General features: G+C 46.5%; 11 protein-coding genes. 3 read left to right on the top strand and 8 right to left on the bottom strand.

Annotation, left to right across the window (positions count from 1 at the left end; genetic code table 11):
- Window positions 1-131: 131 nt before the first annotated feature.
- Window positions 132-971, bottom strand: coding sequence for a YitT family protein (locus NZ043_RS22180; protein WP_133384508.1), 840 nt, complete (start codon window positions 969-971; stop codon window positions 132-134).
- Window positions 972-1,344: 373 nt separating this feature from the next.
- Between NZ043_RS22180 and NZ043_RS22175 the strand changes: the two genes are divergently transcribed.
- The 3 genes from NZ043_RS22175 to NZ043_RS22165 all read left to right on the top strand — a co-directional run bounded on the left by NZ043_RS22175 (window position 1,345) and on the right by NZ043_RS22165 (window position 4,235).
- Window positions 1,345-2,403: a fatty acid desaturase gene (locus tag NZ043_RS22175; protein ID WP_091016855.1), complete on the top strand. Its 1,059-nt coding sequence runs from the start codon at window positions 1,345-1,347 to the stop codon at window positions 2,401-2,403.
- Window positions 2,404-2,490: 87 nt separating this feature from the next.
- Window positions 2,491-3,639, top strand: a complete 1,149-nt coding sequence (locus tag NZ043_RS22170) for a sensor histidine kinase (protein ID WP_133384507.1) — start codon at window positions 2,491-2,493, stop codon at window positions 3,637-3,639.
- Window positions 3,636-4,235 (top strand): response regulator transcription factor, encoded by a 600-nt coding sequence (locus tag NZ043_RS22165; RefSeq protein ID WP_133384506.1) that lies wholly within the window; start codon window positions 3,636-3,638, stop codon window positions 4,233-4,235. The genes NZ043_RS22170 and NZ043_RS22165 overlap by 4 nt, the downstream gene beginning before the upstream one ends.
- Before the next feature lie 179 nt (window positions 4,236-4,414).
- Here the strand turns inward: NZ043_RS22165 and NZ043_RS22160 are convergent, their stop codons facing one another.
- The 7 genes from NZ043_RS22160 to NZ043_RS22130 form a co-directional block, all read right to left on the bottom strand.
- Entirely contained in the window at window positions 4,415-5,326 is a 912-nt protein-coding gene (locus NZ043_RS22160) for a hypothetical protein (protein WP_133384505.1), read from the bottom strand.
- Between the two features lie 48 nt (window positions 5,327-5,374).
- Window positions 5,375-6,115 (bottom strand): polysaccharide deacetylase family protein, encoded by a 741-nt coding sequence (locus NZ043_RS22155; protein ID WP_133384504.1) that lies wholly within the window; start codon window positions 6,113-6,115, stop codon window positions 5,375-5,377.
- A gap of 471 nt (window positions 6,116-6,586) precedes the next feature.
- On the bottom strand, window positions 6,587-7,090 hold the full coding sequence (locus tag NZ043_RS22150) for a ferritin (protein ID WP_076217026.1): 504 nt from the start codon (window positions 7,088-7,090) through the stop codon (window positions 6,587-6,589).
- A gap of 156 nt (window positions 7,091-7,246) precedes the next feature.
- Window positions 7,247-7,366, bottom strand: a complete 120-nt coding sequence (locus NZ043_RS22145; protein ID WP_017688846.1) for a hypothetical protein — start codon at window positions 7,364-7,366, stop codon at window positions 7,247-7,249.
- A gap of 100 nt (window positions 7,367-7,466) precedes the next feature.
- Window positions 7,467-7,724, bottom strand: a complete 258-nt coding sequence (locus NZ043_RS22140) for a YolD-like family protein (protein ID WP_036608707.1) — start codon at window positions 7,722-7,724, stop codon at window positions 7,467-7,469.
- A gap of 153 nt (window positions 7,725-7,877) precedes the next feature.
- The gene (locus NZ043_RS22135) at window positions 7,878-9,569 is read right to left on the bottom strand and encodes a DUF11 domain-containing protein (RefSeq protein WP_133384503.1); all 1,692 of its coding nucleotides are present in this window, start codon (window positions 9,567-9,569) and stop codon (window positions 7,878-7,880) included.
- Window positions 9,566-16,276 carry a DUF11 domain-containing protein gene (locus NZ043_RS22130; protein WP_133384502.1) on the bottom strand — a complete coding sequence of 2,237 codons (6,711 nt, stop codon included), beginning with the start codon at window positions 16,274-16,276 and terminating at the stop codon, window positions 9,566-9,568. The genes NZ043_RS22135 and NZ043_RS22130 overlap by 4 nt, the downstream gene beginning before the upstream one ends.
- Window positions 16,277-16,414 lie beyond the last annotated feature (138 nt).

Genomic DNA, 16,414 nt, shown 5'->3' with positions numbered 1-16,414 from the left:
ATTCTTTTGCCCTTCTCTATAGAGAAGGGTTCTTTCTATTTGAACTAGATTAATACCGGATACCATTAACCTATCAAAAAAGTTGCGGTGATATTTCACCGCAACTCCTTTCTTCCTTATATACATATTCATCAAGTTTTGGAGAGTTCAATAAATCCTTCACCAAATACATCACGCACATCATGAATGGTGATAAAAGCAATCTCATCTTCTGCTCGTACAATTTTCTTCAGCATAGAAACTTCCTGCTTGCTAATCACAATGTATAAAATTTCTTTCTTATTTTTCGTGTAATAGCCATGACCAGACAGGACGGTTACTCCGCGATCCATCTTCTCAATGACTTGCTTCGCGATTTCATCCTGTTTGGAGGAAATAATCATAACTGCTTTTTTCGGATTGAGCCCTTCAATAATGAACTCCATTGTTTTGGTTCCGACAAACAGCAAGACAATTGTACACATTAATCCTTGTGGCCCAATGATGAAGTATGAGGAGAAAGCCACAATCAGATCGAAGAACAGAAGTCCGTAACTGATATTCCAATCCAGATATTTGTTGGCAAGTCGGGCCAAGATCACTGTTCCCGCCGTTGTGCCTCCCACTCTAACAATTAAGCCAATACCAAGACCGGCAAATACTCCAGCAAAAATGGTATTGATCCAGAGTTCATCCGATGCAATCGTCCAACTCTCCGTCAGATGCAGGAACAACGAGTTGAATACCACCGCAATAATCGTATATACCGTAGTCGTTTTATCAAGAAACCGATATCCCGCAATTAACAAAATACCGTTCAGAATCAAGTTCATCAGTCCAGGGGACCATTCAAACAGGTAATACAAAATAATCGTGATACCCGTGACGCCGCCTTCAGCCAAATCGTTCGGGATGACAAACAGGTTCACCGCCAGTGCAAACAGAAATGCACCTGCCATAATAAATAGGATATCCGTAATTCGTTTCTTCATTATGCATTCCATCCAATCCATCAGAAATCAACCTAATCGACCCGTCTCATAAGTTGTCATAACCACTCAAAGATAGATTTTACCATGCTCTCAACAAAATTTGTATACATAATACAAATTGTTGCGTAATTTGTGCAAAGGAATTTGTAAAACCTGCTCTTCCGTCTTCTGCAGAGCTATTGAGCATCATACACCCATGACAAATGTCATGGTCCGTCATTGATATTCATCATTACAGAAGGCTGACGTTTATGACTTACTGTCATGTTCGGATTGTTTTACAATGATAAAAACGCTTCCTACAGGAAAGTCTAGCGGGAAACGCCAAGTTGTAGCTGATTACAGTTATAACGATTGAGGAGGACACAATATTATGAACAGATCAAAAGAAATGGCCTTAAAAAAGGAAGTTACCCCTTACGAAAAAAATGATCTCAGATTAAGTATCCGTCAGTTAATCAATACATTGCTCCCGCTCTTCTTGTTATGGGCTGCAGCTTACTTTAGCTTATCGGTTTCCTACTGGCTGACCTTCCCGATTGCTTTGGTGGCATCCGGATTTGTACTTCGGACCTTTATTATTTTCCATGACTGCTGTCATGGTTCGTTCTTCAAGAGCAAACGCGCCAATGATATTCTCGGTACCATTACGGGTGTATTAACAGTCACACCTTATCAGCAGTGGAAAAACGAGCATTCTATCCATCACGCAACAAGCAGTAATCTTGACAAACGTGGTGTAGGTGATATCTGGGTTATGACGGTTGACGAATACAAAGCAGCTTCTCCTTGGGGACGCCTCTTCTATCGGATTTATCGTAACCCGTTTGTATTGTTTTGTATCGGACCTATCTACGTGTTTCTGTTGGCTTACCGTTTTAACCGCAAAGGTGCAAGACGTAAAGAACGTATCAACACACATCTGACTACAGTATTAATCGTAGTGCTCTATGCATTCATGTCCTGGTTAGTCGGATGGCAGGCTTTTGTAATGGTGCAGGCACCTATCTTCTTCTTCTCCGGTTTCTTTGGTATCTGGCTGTTCTACGTTCAACATCAGTTCGAAGAGACGTATTTTGAACATGAAGATGAGTGGAGTTATGTAAAAGCAGCTGTTGAAGGCAGTTCTTATTACAAATTGCCAAAATTATTGCAATGGATCAGTGGTAATATCGGGTTTCACCATGTGCATCACTTGAGCCCACGTGTACCTAACTATTTCTTGGAAGAAGCACATAACGCAACACCACCCTTGCAAAAAGCAACGACTATTACACTACGTTCCAGTCTGGTTGCCCTTCGCTTCCGTCTGTGGGATGAAGATTCTAAACAGTTTATTAGCTTCAGACAGCTCAAAAACTTGTCCCGCAAGCCGTATGTTCAACCGCCTATCCGAGTAACGAATCCAGCGGGTCTGACAGAGAAGCCTTAACTCTGTCGGATTCGTTTTCTTGTGTTCAAGCCATAGTCATGCTACAGTCATGCTAAAGTTGAGTACAAGTGCAAGGAGGAGAATTACATTCAAAAGTGGATGCAGATTTTTTATAAAAATACAGGGTTAAACCCTTATGTATGGCTCGTCTTTTTCATCCTGCCCTTCTATTACATTTCACAATATTCCAAATTATGGACGATGGTAACAGGCATTATTATCATTCTCGTTTTCTTCGTCTGTTATCTGCTCGCCTTCATCACCAAGGGCTGGCAGGTATACATGTGGATTGGATTGCTCATTGCCATATCCATTACGATGACGATCGCCTATGATTATGCCTACTTCTCATTGTTTCTTGCTTTTTTTATTGGGAATATTAAAAATAAAGCCGGTTTCTTCACCCTCTACTCGGTGAACTTGGGAGCCAGCTTCCTAACCATTAATTATGGTTTTATCAATCAGAGTTCATTGCTTGTGAGTCAGTTTCCGTTTGTATTCATCAGTTTAATGGCCTCCATCCTGCTCCCAATCAGTACGTATAACAAAAACAAAACTGAACATTTGGAAGGCCAATTGGAGAATGCGAACAAGCGACTTGATGATCTCGTAAAAATGGAAGAACGCCAGCGTATCGCTCGTGACTTGCACGATACACTTGGACAGAAGCTCTCTCTCATCGGTCTGAAAACCGATCTGGCGAGACGGCTGCTCCGCAATAATCCCGATCAGGCCGAGATTGAATTGAACGACCTTAGACAAACGGCAAGCACAGCTCTGAAAGAGGTCCGGGAAATGGTCACCACCATGCGTGGTACACAATTGGTTGATGAACTGTTTCGAGCGGAGCAGATTCTGAAGGCCGCTTCGATTGATTTTGTGCTGGAAGGCAATCCGAAGTTACAGGATACATCACAATTAAATGAAAATGTGCTCGGTATGTGCTTGAAAGAAGCCGTCACCAATGTCGTCAAACACAGTCAGGCAACAACCTGTACCATCATCATTAAGGAAACCCTAGCGGATAATGTATTAACCGTTCAAGATAACGGTGTTGGAATAGAACGAACTCGCAAACAGGATCGGCGCGGAACAGGAATTTTGGGCATGAAGGAACGACTTGAATTTGTGAACGGTTGTCTGGATATTCGCTCTGCAACAGACATCCCGGGTACAGCGATCATTATTCATGTTCCGAAACTCGTCCGCAAACCGATAAAGGAGGCAGAATCATGATTAGAATTGTAATCGCGGAAGATCAGCGCATGATGCTCGGCGCCTTGTCCTCCCTCCTCAATCTGGAGGAAGATATGGAAGTCGTCGGACGTGCCAGCAACGGCCAGGAAGCCCTCGCCCTTGTCCAGGAGCTTGCACCAGACATCTGTCTGATGGATATAGAAATGCCCGTGAAAAGCGGCCTTGAAGCCGCAGAAGAACTCAAAGGAATGAACTGTAAGGTCATTATCCTGACCACTTTTGCCCGGACCGGATATTTCGAACGTGCCCTAAAGGGCGGTGTCCGTGGTTACCTGCTCAAAGACAGTCCAATTGAAGAACTTGCCGAGTCGATCCGCCAAGTTATGAATGGCAGACGCATCTTCGCTCCCGACTTGGTAGATGAAGCTTATGTAGAAGAAAACCCCCTGACAGAACGGGAGAACGCCGTACTAGGCCTCATGGCAGATGGGAAAAACACCAAGGAAATCGCCGGGCATCTTTTCATCACAACGGGAACAGTGCGTAACTACATCTCCATTATTCTCAACAAGTTAAATGCCAGTAACCGCATTGAGGCCATCACTCGCTCCAAGGAAAAAGGGTGGTTCAAATGAAAGTACCGCTTTAACCCATTGAAACAAAAATAAACATGTGTCCCGGCTGCATAAGCTGCGATAACATACTCAAAATAAAAAGCTTGGCCCAGCAATTCCTTCCTGGGCCAAGCTTTTTTATGTGTATCGTCACAATCCAACACTCATCTCTTCTACATTGCAGAATATCCGTAAAACACTTAGGATTTCACAGATACAACCATGCCAAGAGCTTCTAATGGCACTTGATCGGTCTTAAGCTGATGAATTTGGTTACCATCCTGCCATGAGATCGTTACATGAACAGACTTTCCACCACTTGGATATTCAACCTTGATATACCCTTTATCTTTGGGTACAGGCAACGTATGTGACTCCAGGTACTCCACCATTTTCTTCGCTATGCCCGGATTATTCATTTCATCTTCGGAAACCGAACGAATTTCCAGCGTCCATCTACCTTCTTGCCAAGTCAGATATTGACTGCCTGCGGCACCTTCACTCATGCCTTTGATGCCATGTCCCAGATCCACAGCCATATCTGCTGGAATATCTTTCAGGTCCGTCTCAGGGAAAATTCCTGGCTGATTCGGGTCCTTATAGGTCTTCACTTCATAGGTAGCCAGAACAGGTATCTTACTTTCGGATGCAGTTAAAGACGGATCATTAATGGCAACAGACTGAGTGGTAGCGTAGAAGTTTACCTTAAATGCATCAGCAGTATTGGACAGTATTGCCGCACCCAAAGATGTACCCTTGTCCAATGTGAATGAAGTGGGTAACGCTGCATCCTTCATCTTCAACTGGTTGCGAACTTGCTTGATCACATCATTCACACCTGATTGACCCGTGGCAACTTGGTTGTCATTTGCCTTCGATCCTGATGTGTCTTCATTATCTGTTGTGCCCGTATTCTCTTTGGTTCCCGTTTCATTTTCATTAGAGAAATCAGCACCACCGCTGCCGGTCTCGGTCTGCTCACCCACTGTTGTCGTTGGTGAAGAACTATTCTCTGAAGATGTTGCATTTGAATCCGGTCCGCCACATCCTGCCAGAGCAAGTAAAACGGCTGTCGTTACTGGAATCGTGATCCATAATGGTTGTTTCTTCATGATGTGTGCCTCCTTCGTTGTAGCCAATCTGTAGAAAAATTAAAAAGATTAACGCTTGTCGTTCCAGAAGTTAACCGGCTGCACTTTTTTGCTTAATACTTCAAAACGATATCCTTCTGCCTTCAATGTTTTCAACACTTGCGGTAATACTTTCAGCGTTGCTTCCTGGTCGTGCATAAGCACAACTGGTGTTGTTCCGCTCTTTTGCACTTTGTGGATTTGCTTCATTACACTGTTATAGACTTTCTGGTGATCTTTCTTGTATTTCCAGTCTTCCGAATCGACATTCCAATCCCATAGATGGAATCCACCCTGGCCCAGCAGTACATTACGGAATGCCGGTTTGAGATAAGGTTTACTACCATATGGCGTCCGCACGAGACTTGTTTTAACTCCGGCAACCTTGTTCAGACTTACATTGGCCTGTTGCATCTCTTTTAATCCGCTATATGCAGATTTATAGAATTTGCCTGGAACGTGAGACACCCCATGCAGACCCAACCCATGCCCGTCAGCTACGATTCGTTTGGTAGCCTTCTGAAATTTCTCCATTTGAGGACCCAGCATGAAAAACGTTGCCTTCGCATTATACTGATCCAGAATATCCAGTAACTGACCCGTATGAGCGGTTGGCCCATCATCAAACGTCAGGTATATGATTTTGGAATTTACTTTGCTTGCACCATCCTTGGATGCAGCTGATTTGGCAGATACCGACTGCGGCAATAAGAGTGGAATGATTAGTAAAATAGCAAGTGTGACCATGATAGATTTACGAATATGTAGCATAATTAAAAGTCTCCCTTATGTGTTATATTTCCCCGGGTGTCCATGTTTTTCTACCTTCATCCCTTGGCGATTAATCCTAATACTATCAAAGATAGTGGCTCCTGTTCTCGCTCCAAAGGCTACGGTAGAGTTACACTTTTGTCAGATAAACCTAAAATTTAATACGAATTTGATAGATTTGCGCAAAATAAGATCCCGCCAGGATAGATCAATTGTGACATATCCTCTATTACCCAAATTCAGAATTTTGATAGACTATTACTCCAATTCAAGCAAATCAATACAATCATTAAATATCGTTGCATGCAAAAAAACCTGCACAAGTGCAGGCTTCTATGTCTTCAATCAGCATATGGCATCAAACCATCATCCCTTGCAAGGAGATTGCCCCCATTGCATTCAGGATCATTACCTTATGCTGTATGTACATGGTGTTTTGACGCTGGAATCTTATCGACTCCTACGTAAAAGTTATTCAGCAGGAGCAGTGAACGAACGTTTGCCAAACTCGGCATCCAGCATGTAGAAGGCATTGCTGTCTTTTTCAATACGGCGCAGCTTCTGAATAATGTTGTCAAACAATGCTTCCTCTTCAACCTGCTCATCAATGAACCATTTCAGGAAATACATCGTTGCATGTTCACGTTCATTCAGAGCGATGTCAGCCAGATTGTAGAATTTTTTCGTGTTTTGCTGTTCATGAGCATAACCATGTTCAAATACATCCAGCATCGAAGCATATTCATTCTTCGGTTCTGGCAAAGCCGCAAGTGTGGCACGTTGTCCACGATCATTCAGGAATTTGTATATTTTCATGCCATGGAATCGCTCTTCTTCCGCTTGCACGATAAAGAAGTTCGCAAATCCATCCAGACTTTTGCTGGAACAATAAGCTGCCATAGCCAGATATACATGAGCGGAATAAAACTCAAAGTTCATCTGTTCATTTAAAGATTCTGTTAACGTTTGGCTCATAATCAAAACACCTCTTTCTTTCTCTAGGGATGGTTATATTCTAACATAACGTAAGCAGGACTAACACCGATTTTCTACAAAATTCGCCAATGACTGAACGAACAAAAAAGCTCTGCCATGATGGCAGAGCTTCTTTCATTCTTTAGAGATATGCAATTATACCAAGAACGCTTTGGAGATGATAACCAACAGGATGAACAGAACCAGAATGGCACCTACAGAAGTGAAACCTCCGTATCCGTAGCCTCTTGTTTCTCCACCTAATACTTCGCTCATTGACCGTACCTCCTCTGCAACAGGTATGGGTTATCTTATGCAGGAAGAACGACTTTGACAGGGCGGATGCCCTAATTATTCAGATTGCTATTTTTTTCGTTCAGTACCGGGGAGATTGCACACGCATGATATCCAGAAAAGGTACCTTCGCTGTGAACTCTTCTTCGGTATACTCTACATGCACTAGTCGTGTACGGGAGTCCATTTTGACGATGACTCCTTGCACCTGATCTTCCTTGCCCCATACCGTCAACAGTACTTCCGAACGTTCCCGAAAGGCTTCAACCAGCTGGTTTCCCAACTCTTCAAGTTCAAACTCATCCCGTGTAGGTCTTTTTGCTACTTTTGCTTTTGCCAATGTGGCTGCCTCCTCTACTCCGACGTCCCGATTCCACGGGTTGATTGCCGAGTTCATATTCAATTAGTATACCATTCATTTACGTTCGTGTAATCTCATGGCATCCAGAATGAGCAAATTCCTCAGGCAAGTTACCGTTAACCGTGATACCTCCTATTCTTCTCCATACTCCACAATGATGCTGTACTCATTCGATCGGGTTTCGCCAGCGCGTTTTTGTCCATTCCATTCATACGTGTACCTAGCAATCAAGGCTCCTTGCAGCGTCCCCGTCTTCTCAGAAGCTAACTTCGCTACATAGGAGATGTTCTTTTCCGTTCCAGGCTCAATCACACCCACATGCAGAACCCGTGGTGTGGAATACTCTGGTAAGCTCAATTGGATCTCACCCGTAGCTTGCCCAAGCCATCTGGCACCCTCAGGTAAAATGCTCCCAAGTTGTACACGTGCCGGCAAATTGCCCGTATTCTCCACACGTACCTGAAAAGTGACGGTACCTCCCTGCTCGACCAATGTGGGTGTCACTTGAACATAAGCCTGAATTATCGGCGCTTTTAATTCGACCACAGCTTCATTGGATGTAATCATCCGCTGCACTGATCGTGAATCCGGCAATCGAAATGTATACATCAGGCTAGCATGATTCACATACCTGTAATCATCAGGCATCGAATCATCTCGATCTGGAAGTTTCGCTTCAAACTGAATATTCAGAACCGACCGGGCTGTCAACGTCCCCAGATTAAGCCCTCTAGCTAGATTGGTTCCGGGACGTTTAACCCCATTCCAGCCCAAACTGCCTTCGACAAACGTCAAACCTGTTGGCAGTACATCCAAGAGAATTCCATCCACCGCATAACTGCTTGCATTGGAGACGGTAATATTATATTGGACGGCATCACCCAATGTGGCCGTTACCGGGAGCACACTTTTCAGCACAGAGACCTGGGGCTGTATAACTTCCAGGGTAACCTGATTGGAGTAGACCGTCTCCTGCTGTCCTGCCGAGATATACGCCAGTACAGCTACACTTGATATTCCGTTCGCATCGCTTCCCCCCATAACCTGAACCCGATATTGTATCCTCATTGAGCTTCCGGGCAAAATCTCTCCAAGTTGTATGCCCGTATCAGGCGTTACTTGTGGCGCAAACATTTCATCTACGATGACACTCGCAGGTATAAAAACAATACCTTGTGGCAAAGAAATCGTTACTTGGGCATTCGTGGCTGTAATAAAACCCGGATTGCTCACGATGACGGTGTACATGACAATATCCCCTGAGAAGGTATAGATGTGATCCGCCTGAAAGGAGATCTCCAGCCGGGATGAGACCATATTGACCTCCACGATATTGGATTGTTCCACACCCGTAACCGTTCTGCCTTCCGGTGTCAAAAACTCATAGTTAACCTGTGCCTGATTCAGCAGCTTCAGTGTCTCAGGTAAACGTAAGATTACAACTTGGAAGTGGTACCGCAACATGGCTCCGGGCGCGATTTCAGCTGGAGGCAATCCTCTCTCCGGTGATGCTCCCGGTAACGGAATACCATCACGCAATACACTGTTGGGAAGCAGTGCCGTCTCTGCAGATAGCTGATCCAATAGGTGCACTAGGGCCGTAAGATTTCCGGTGTTAACAATTTCAACACGGTAGATAAGAGACTGCCCCAAGGCAGCCTCTGTGACATTGCACACTTTTCTGACTTCAAGCCTGGGGCCGATCCACGGTGTTACAACCGTATTCGAATAGGATACCTGTTCCAGTTCAGTCGCACCCGAGCTGAATCGAACCAGGGACTGATTCTTTAGCCAGTGGGACAACGGACCGGAAGATTGGCTCATATCACCACAACCTCTACTCTGAATGTAACCGTAACGGAAGCACCCGCAGCAATCGAACCAAGCGTGATGCCTGTATTCGGATTCCCTGTTGGTCTTGGCACACCATCCACCGTAACACTTCCTGGCACAAATACTGTACCGACAGGTACCGGGTCAACCATGACCACATTATTCACCACTTCAATGCCGCTATTGGTTACTACAACCGTATAGGTGATTACATCACCAACAACAGCATCAATGGCACTTGTGCTTTTGGCAACAACAACATTTGGTGCGGATACCGGGATAACCAGAACATTCGAAGATACGGTCCCCGTCAACAGACGGCCATCGGGTGGACTAAATGTATAGTTGGCCACCGCCTGGTTAACCAGTTGCTGATCCTGCGGCAACGTATCTACAGTCACTTCGAGGGTAACCGTTACAATAACCGTACCTCCGGACGGTATGGCACCCACAGCGATACCCGTCTCCGGATTGGCACCTGGCTGTGGAACACCATCAATCAGAACACTGTTGGGAAGCAGTACGGCTCCATTCGGTATATTGTCCGTTAATGTCAAAATTGCATCAAGATTCCCGCTATTGTTAATGGCAAAAGAATAGGTGATGGTGTCACCAATCGTTGCATTGGAAGTGCTCCCCGTTTTGGTTACGGCAATAATCGGCTGATAGATTGGTGTTACAACCGTATTGGAATACGCTGCTCCCGAGAAGACACCCGATGTGAAACTTACGGAAGACTGACTGCTCACTTGTGGTGGTGTTGGAAGCGTATTGACCCGCACTGCATACGATACCGCTATCGATGCTCCAGGCGCCAAACTACCAAGAGCTATGCCCAGCGCAGGGTTGGCCAAGGCACGTGGGACGCCGTCCACCAGAACACTGCCTGTAACAAATGTGGTGGCTGGGTTAATCGGATCGGTGATCACAATGTTGTTTACCGGGTCAATTCCTTCATTGGTCACAACCATCTCGTATACAATCGTATCGCCCACCACAGCATCAATCACCGGAGTAGTCTTCACAACGCTGACATTCGGAGCAGATACCTGAATGTTGAGTGCGTTGGACGTAATCGTGCCTCCAAGTGTTCTTCCATCAGGCAATGTATACGAAAATGTAGCAGAAGCCTGATTGGTGATGGACTGGCTCAAAGGTAACGTCACAATCACAACGGAGAAGGTAACTAGAGTTGTTGTGGAAACGACACCAAGCGGAATACCCGAAGCCGGATCTGCACCTGGTGCAGAAGCCCCGTTAATAATAACGCTATTTGGAACAAGCTCTGTTCCTGCTGGAATGGTATCGGTCAACGTGACGGATGCCCCATAGTTCCCGGCATTGGAGATGGCGATGCTGTACACAACTGTATCCCCTACCGTTGCTATCGTCTGATCTCCCGTTTTGACTGCCGACAGAATAGGTTGATAGACCGGAGTTGTAACCGTATTGGAGAATGTGGTCGCTGAGAAAACACCTGATGTAAAGCTGACCGTGGACTGATTGTTTAACACTGCACTTGCCGGGAGCGCCGTAACCTGCACACTAAATACAACGGTTACCGTAACACCAGGTGCGATGGAACCAAGTGTTATTCCCGTAGAAGGATTGGCACCAGGGCGCAGAACACCATCGACAAATACGCCGGTTGGCGCAAGAACGGTACTTGTCGGCACTGCATCCGTGAAAACCACATTGTTCACCGTTGCAATTCCGTTATTGGTTACAGCGATGCTATACGTTACGACATCACCAACAGATACCGCCGTTGAAGTTGTGGATTTGACGACATCGACATCCGGTGCCGATACGGTAATGGTCAGCACATTGGATAGAACGGACTCCGTGATGTTCCGCCCATCCGGCAATGTATATGATAGAGCTACCGTAGCCTGATTCACCAGTTGTTGCGGACTTGGCAGCGTATCAACAACTACTGAAAAGGTAATGGTGGTCGTAGCTCCAGGAGCCACATTGCCTGCGGGGATGCCCGTTGCTGGATTTCCTGCTGGCAGTGGTTGACCGTTCACAATAACGCTATTTGGAACAAGGATGGTTCCGGCTGGAAGGTTATCTGTCAGGTTAATCTGGGATCCATAGTTTCCCTGATTGCTCACGGTTATCGTGTAGCTGACCGTATCCCCAACGGTAGCGTTTTGTGTACTGGCTGTTTTTTGTGCTGAAAGAATAGGCTGGTACACCGGAGTGACCACGGTATTAGAGAAGGTTGTGCTTGAGAATGTACCTGAGGTAAAACTGACCGTAGAGCGATTGCTCAACTGATTGCTTGGCGGGATCACGTCGACACGGATACTGAACGTGACCGTTGCGGACGTTCCGGGCCCCAATGTCCCAAGGGATACCCCACCTGCTGGATTGGCTCCAGGTTGCGCAACCCCATTCACTGTGACACTCCCTGTTACAAAGGAGGCTCCAGCTGGAATCGGGTCCGAAAACTGAATATTGTTCACCGGTGCAATTCCGCTGTTGGTCACCAGAATGGAATAGGTCACCGTATCGCCTACCGTAGCCGCAGTGGAAGCTGTGCTTTTGACAACAGCGACGTTTGGTGACGAGACTGGAAACGTGAGCGTATTCGAAGTGGCTGAGCCAGTCAACGTCCGCCCATCTGGAGGTGTAAATGTAAAGGATGATGTAGCAAAATTGCTAAGCTGCTGCGGAGATGGAAGTGAATCCACAACAACGGCAAACGTGACAACAGCCGTCGCCCCCGCTGCTACAATGCCTACCGGAATGCCTGCTGCTGGCGTCGCTCCAGGCTGTGGCACACCGGATACAACCACACTGTTGGGTACTAAAGTAGTCGCAGCAGGAATGGTATCTGTCACGGTAACATTTGCCTCGAGATTGCCTGTGTTGCTGACCGTTACCGTGTATACAACCGTATCACCTACGGTCGCATTTACGGTATTTGCCGTTTTGACAAGTGAAATCTGCGGTTGTATAACCGGAGTCTGTGTGGTATTGGAGGATGATGACCCTGAAAATGAACCGGATGTGAAGCTGACCGTCGACTGATTGTTAATCTGCGAAGGAATCGGCATGGTAATCGTCACCTCAAAAGTTACGGTAACCTCGGCTCCTGGAGCCAACGTACCGATTGGAATGCCGGCTGTCGGATTGGAGAGCGGGAACGAAGTCCCGTTCACAATGACACTTCCGGGTACAAATGGGGTATTTGAAGGAAGAGGATTGACATATACCACATTATTAACGGCTACTGTGCCGTTATTACGAATAACAGATGTGTATCGAATGACATCCCCGACTACGCCGTACTCTACATTGTCACTGTTAACAATCGTAACATTGGGTAGAGACACTGGAATAGTGATGGTGTTTGATGACGAGAGACCGGCAATCGTTCTACCACTTGGAAGCGTGTAGGCAAACGAAGCAACCGCCTGATTAATTAACTGTCTTGCATCTGGCAAACTGGTAACCGTCGCAACAAAGGTGACCGTTGCACCTGAGCCCGCAGCAATCTCTCCTAGACTGATTCCTATTTCCGGGCTGAGCCCAGGTGTAGGTACGCCATTAATAATGACACTATTTGTGCTGAATATTGCTCCTGCTGGAATGGGATCTGTCAAGGTAACCGATGCAGCTATATTACCTGTATTGTTTATCTGGATGGTGTAATTAAACGTATCGCCTACCGTCAAACTTGTTGTACTTGCTGATTTCACCACTTGAATCACTGGCAGAAATATGGGGGTATTTACTGATATGGAAGAAGAAACACCATTAAAACTGCCTGAGGTAAATGCTGCATTGGCCCGGTTACTAACCAAACCTGTGGATGGAACAGAATTCACTCTGGTCTGATAGGTCACAGTTACACTACTTGAGCTATTCAATGTACCCACTGCGATTCCCGCAACGGGGCTTGCGCTGGTAACAGCAGATCCATTAATCGTGACACTACCCGGGACAAATTCAGAACCGGATGGTGCATCCGAAATCACCAGATTTTGTACTGCACTAATTCCTGCGTTTGTTGCAACAACGGTATACGTAAGCACATCTCCTACTGTCGCATCCGGTGTATTTACTGTTTTACTAATAGAAATATTCGGAGCCGATGCAGATATACGAACGATATTGGATAAGCTGCTGCCTGAGAGATTCCGTCCACTTGGAAGCTGGTACGTATAACTTGCAGTCCCTTGATTCTCCAGTGTCGGGGGAGTCGGAAGTGTGGTGAGTGTAGCGCGAAACACCACCGTAGCCGTAACTCCCGGCAGGAGGCTGCCCAGTGTTATTCCGGTTAATGGGCTGGTTCCAGGACGTGCAGTACCATTCACGGTTACCGAATTCGGGACAAACGTCAGCCCCGCTGGAATCGTATCGGTCACATTCACTTGAGTCGATATGTTCCCACTGTTCGTGACCACAAGTGTGTATGCAATCTGATCCCCCAGTGTCGCATTGGTTTGGCTTGCCGACTTGTTGATCCCGACAACAGCTTGGTATACAGGGGTTGTAATGGAATTGGAGTTGGAAATACCCGTGAACGCACCTGAGCTATACGATACTACCGCTCGGTTGACTAATGAACCCGAAGCAGGCTGGGACTGCACATTCACCTGAAACGTCACCGTTGCAGAACTTCCGGCCGCCAATGTCCCAATAGAGATTCCACTGCTCGGATTCGCAGACGGTACGACAGTTCCCCTTACGGTTGCACTACCGGAAACAAATGTTGTTCCAGCAGGGAGCGCATCTGTAAGTACCACATTGTTAATCACCTGAATACCGCTGTTGGTAGTAACTACGGTGTACGTGAAAGTCTCCCCGACAGCAACATCGGTAACGGATGCTGATTTTACCGTGTTCACATTGGGCAATGTTACCGGGATTGTTAAGGTATTCGAGGCGATGTTTCCCGTGATCGTCCGACCATCAGGTGAATTGAAGGAATAAGAAGCCGTAGCCTGATCCACAAGAGTCGGAGGTGTCGGCAAGCTTGTTACAAGTACCTGAAAGGTCACGGTATTGGCACTTCCTGCCGCGAGGCTCCCCAGATTAACGCCGGTAACCGGATTGGCGCCAGCAATCACATTTCCATTCAGACGAAAGCTTCCTGCTACATATGAGCTACCACTTGGAATGTTATCCCTCAACGTAACGTTGGCAGCAACATTCCCTCCGTTGTTCACTTGGAGTGTATAGGTTACCAGGTCACCCACCGTGGCATTGGTAGTACTCGCCGATTTCACAATGGACAGGTTTGGCGAATAAACAGGAAGGGTGGAGTTATTGGACGGAATAACTCCGGTAATGACCGGCCCCCCTGCTACACTTTGAAATGTAAAGGCTGCATTGGCCGAATTCACTAGTTGCAGGATGCTTGCATCCTGACCGATGAGTGCTCGATAGGTTACAACGACACTGCTGGATAAAGTTAACGAACCCAGCGGAATGCCTGCCGTCACATCAAGTGTTGGACGGGGTACACCTGCAACCGTGACACTGCCTGGAATAAAGGTAAGCCCTGCAGGAAGTGAATCGGATAAAACAACACTGGCCGCACTCGCAGTGCCTGCATTGGTAACGGTAACCGAATATAGAATACTATCCCCGGCAACTGCACCGGCGGCGACCGTTGCCTTAGCCAATGTGATCTTGGGTGCATTAATATCAACTTGAATTGCATTGGCGTTGACAATGTAGGCATCCCCCGAGGTCGTTAATGTCAACACCGCAGATGACTGGTTATTGATCAGTCTTGCTGAAACATCCACATTGGTAATATCCCAGCCTTGACGTCCACCGATAATATTGGTACCTGGAGCTCCGTTGATCTGATTTCGTGTCCCAAACGTTCCGGTTGTATTAAGCGCTCCGGTATCTCCGTTAATCTGAGAAGCAAAAAAGTTCGCAGCTAGATTATTGGGCCCGGACAAAGCAACCGATGTAGCTGAGGTTGGCCCGAATAATGCCTGGTCACCGGTGCGGTTCGCGTCGCCCTCCTGCGCACTGAACAGTATTCTTCCTCCCAATACACCGGAAAGGGGCGTTGCAAATCCAGTCAGTGTGGTAACGACAGGGGGTGAAGTGGATTGAACGAGTACGCCCCCTGCACGCAAAGACATGTTGCGAAAAGGCAGATTGGGATTCTGATAAATGACTCCAAGTGTCCATCCCGCATGATTGGCCGTGGAATCATTTGTAATAACAATAGTTCCTACCACTGCTCCGGTGATATATGTACCTGCTCCCCCATTTTGTACAAGTGTCGTCACATTGGCGGAACGTACATAGCCAGCAGCACCGCCCCCAAGATCGAATTGATTGTAGGTAAGTGGATCTGGGGTGACACTGGAAGTCCCTGCGGGTGTAATAAACGTAACCGGATTGTTGATGGCAGCACTCAGATTGACTGTACCATTGATGTAGCTGCCGCCCCAGATCAATTCTGCATACAGAACGGTACTTCCAGCAGGTAGTGTAAGAATGGCTGCTGAACTGTTGCTCTGATACAGGCTTGTAGTTCCCAATGGATAGGTGCCGTACTGGAGGCTGGTGTTGGTTGTGATAAAACCTCCAATACTGTCCTGTGTTCCAGGTACCCCCGCTGTTTCCGAACGACTCAGTCCAAGCGTATTTCCTGTAAATGTAATTGCTCCCGTAGCATTAACGGTTGAACGAACGACAAGAGGAATGAAGATCACCTCCCCTTCATCAATGATTTCCTACATATGGAACGGAGCCATGTATATAGTCTATGAGTGTATCGTTGAGTTTTGTTTGTCCTCCACAAAAAGTTTGTGACAACTCGAAACTTCTGTGAGTCTTGTTCTCATATAACA

Source organism: Paenibacillus sp. FSL k6-2145, from assembly GCF_037976585.1.
Lineage (GTDB): Bacteria > Bacillota > Bacilli > Paenibacillales > Paenibacillaceae > Paenibacillus.
This window is presented reverse-complemented; position numbering and strand designations above follow the sequence as displayed.

Excerpts from the sequence above, each read along its gene's own strand:
- NZ043_RS22155 (WP_133384504.1), bottom strand. The coding sequence starts at position 6,115 with ATGCTACATATTCGTAAATCTATCATGGTCACACTTGCTATTTTACTA.
- NZ043_RS22145 (WP_017688846.1), bottom strand. The coding sequence starts at position 7,366 with ATGAGCGAAGTATTAGGTGGAGAAACAAGAGGCTACGGATACGGAGGT.
- NZ043_RS22180 (WP_133384508.1), bottom strand. The coding sequence starts at position 971 with ATGAAGAAACGAATTACGGATATCCTATTTATTATGGCAGGTGCATTT.
- NZ043_RS22160 (WP_133384505.1), bottom strand. The coding sequence starts at position 5,326 with ATGAAGAAACAACCATTATGGATCACGATTCCAGTAACGACAGCCGTT.
- NZ043_RS22175 (WP_091016855.1), top strand. The coding sequence starts at position 1,345 with ATGAACAGATCAAAAGAAATGGCCTTAAAAAAGGAAGTTACCCCTTAC.
- NZ043_RS22165 (WP_133384506.1), top strand. The coding sequence starts at position 3,636 with ATGATTAGAATTGTAATCGCGGAAGATCAGCGCATGATGCTCGGCGCC.
- NZ043_RS22150 (WP_076217026.1), bottom strand. The coding sequence starts at position 7,090 with ATGAGCCAAACGTTAACAGAATCTTTAAATGAACAGATGAACTTTGAG.
- NZ043_RS22135 (WP_133384503.1), bottom strand. The coding sequence starts at position 9,569 with ATGAGCCAATCTTCCGGTCCGTTGTCCCACTGGCTAAAGAATCAGTCC.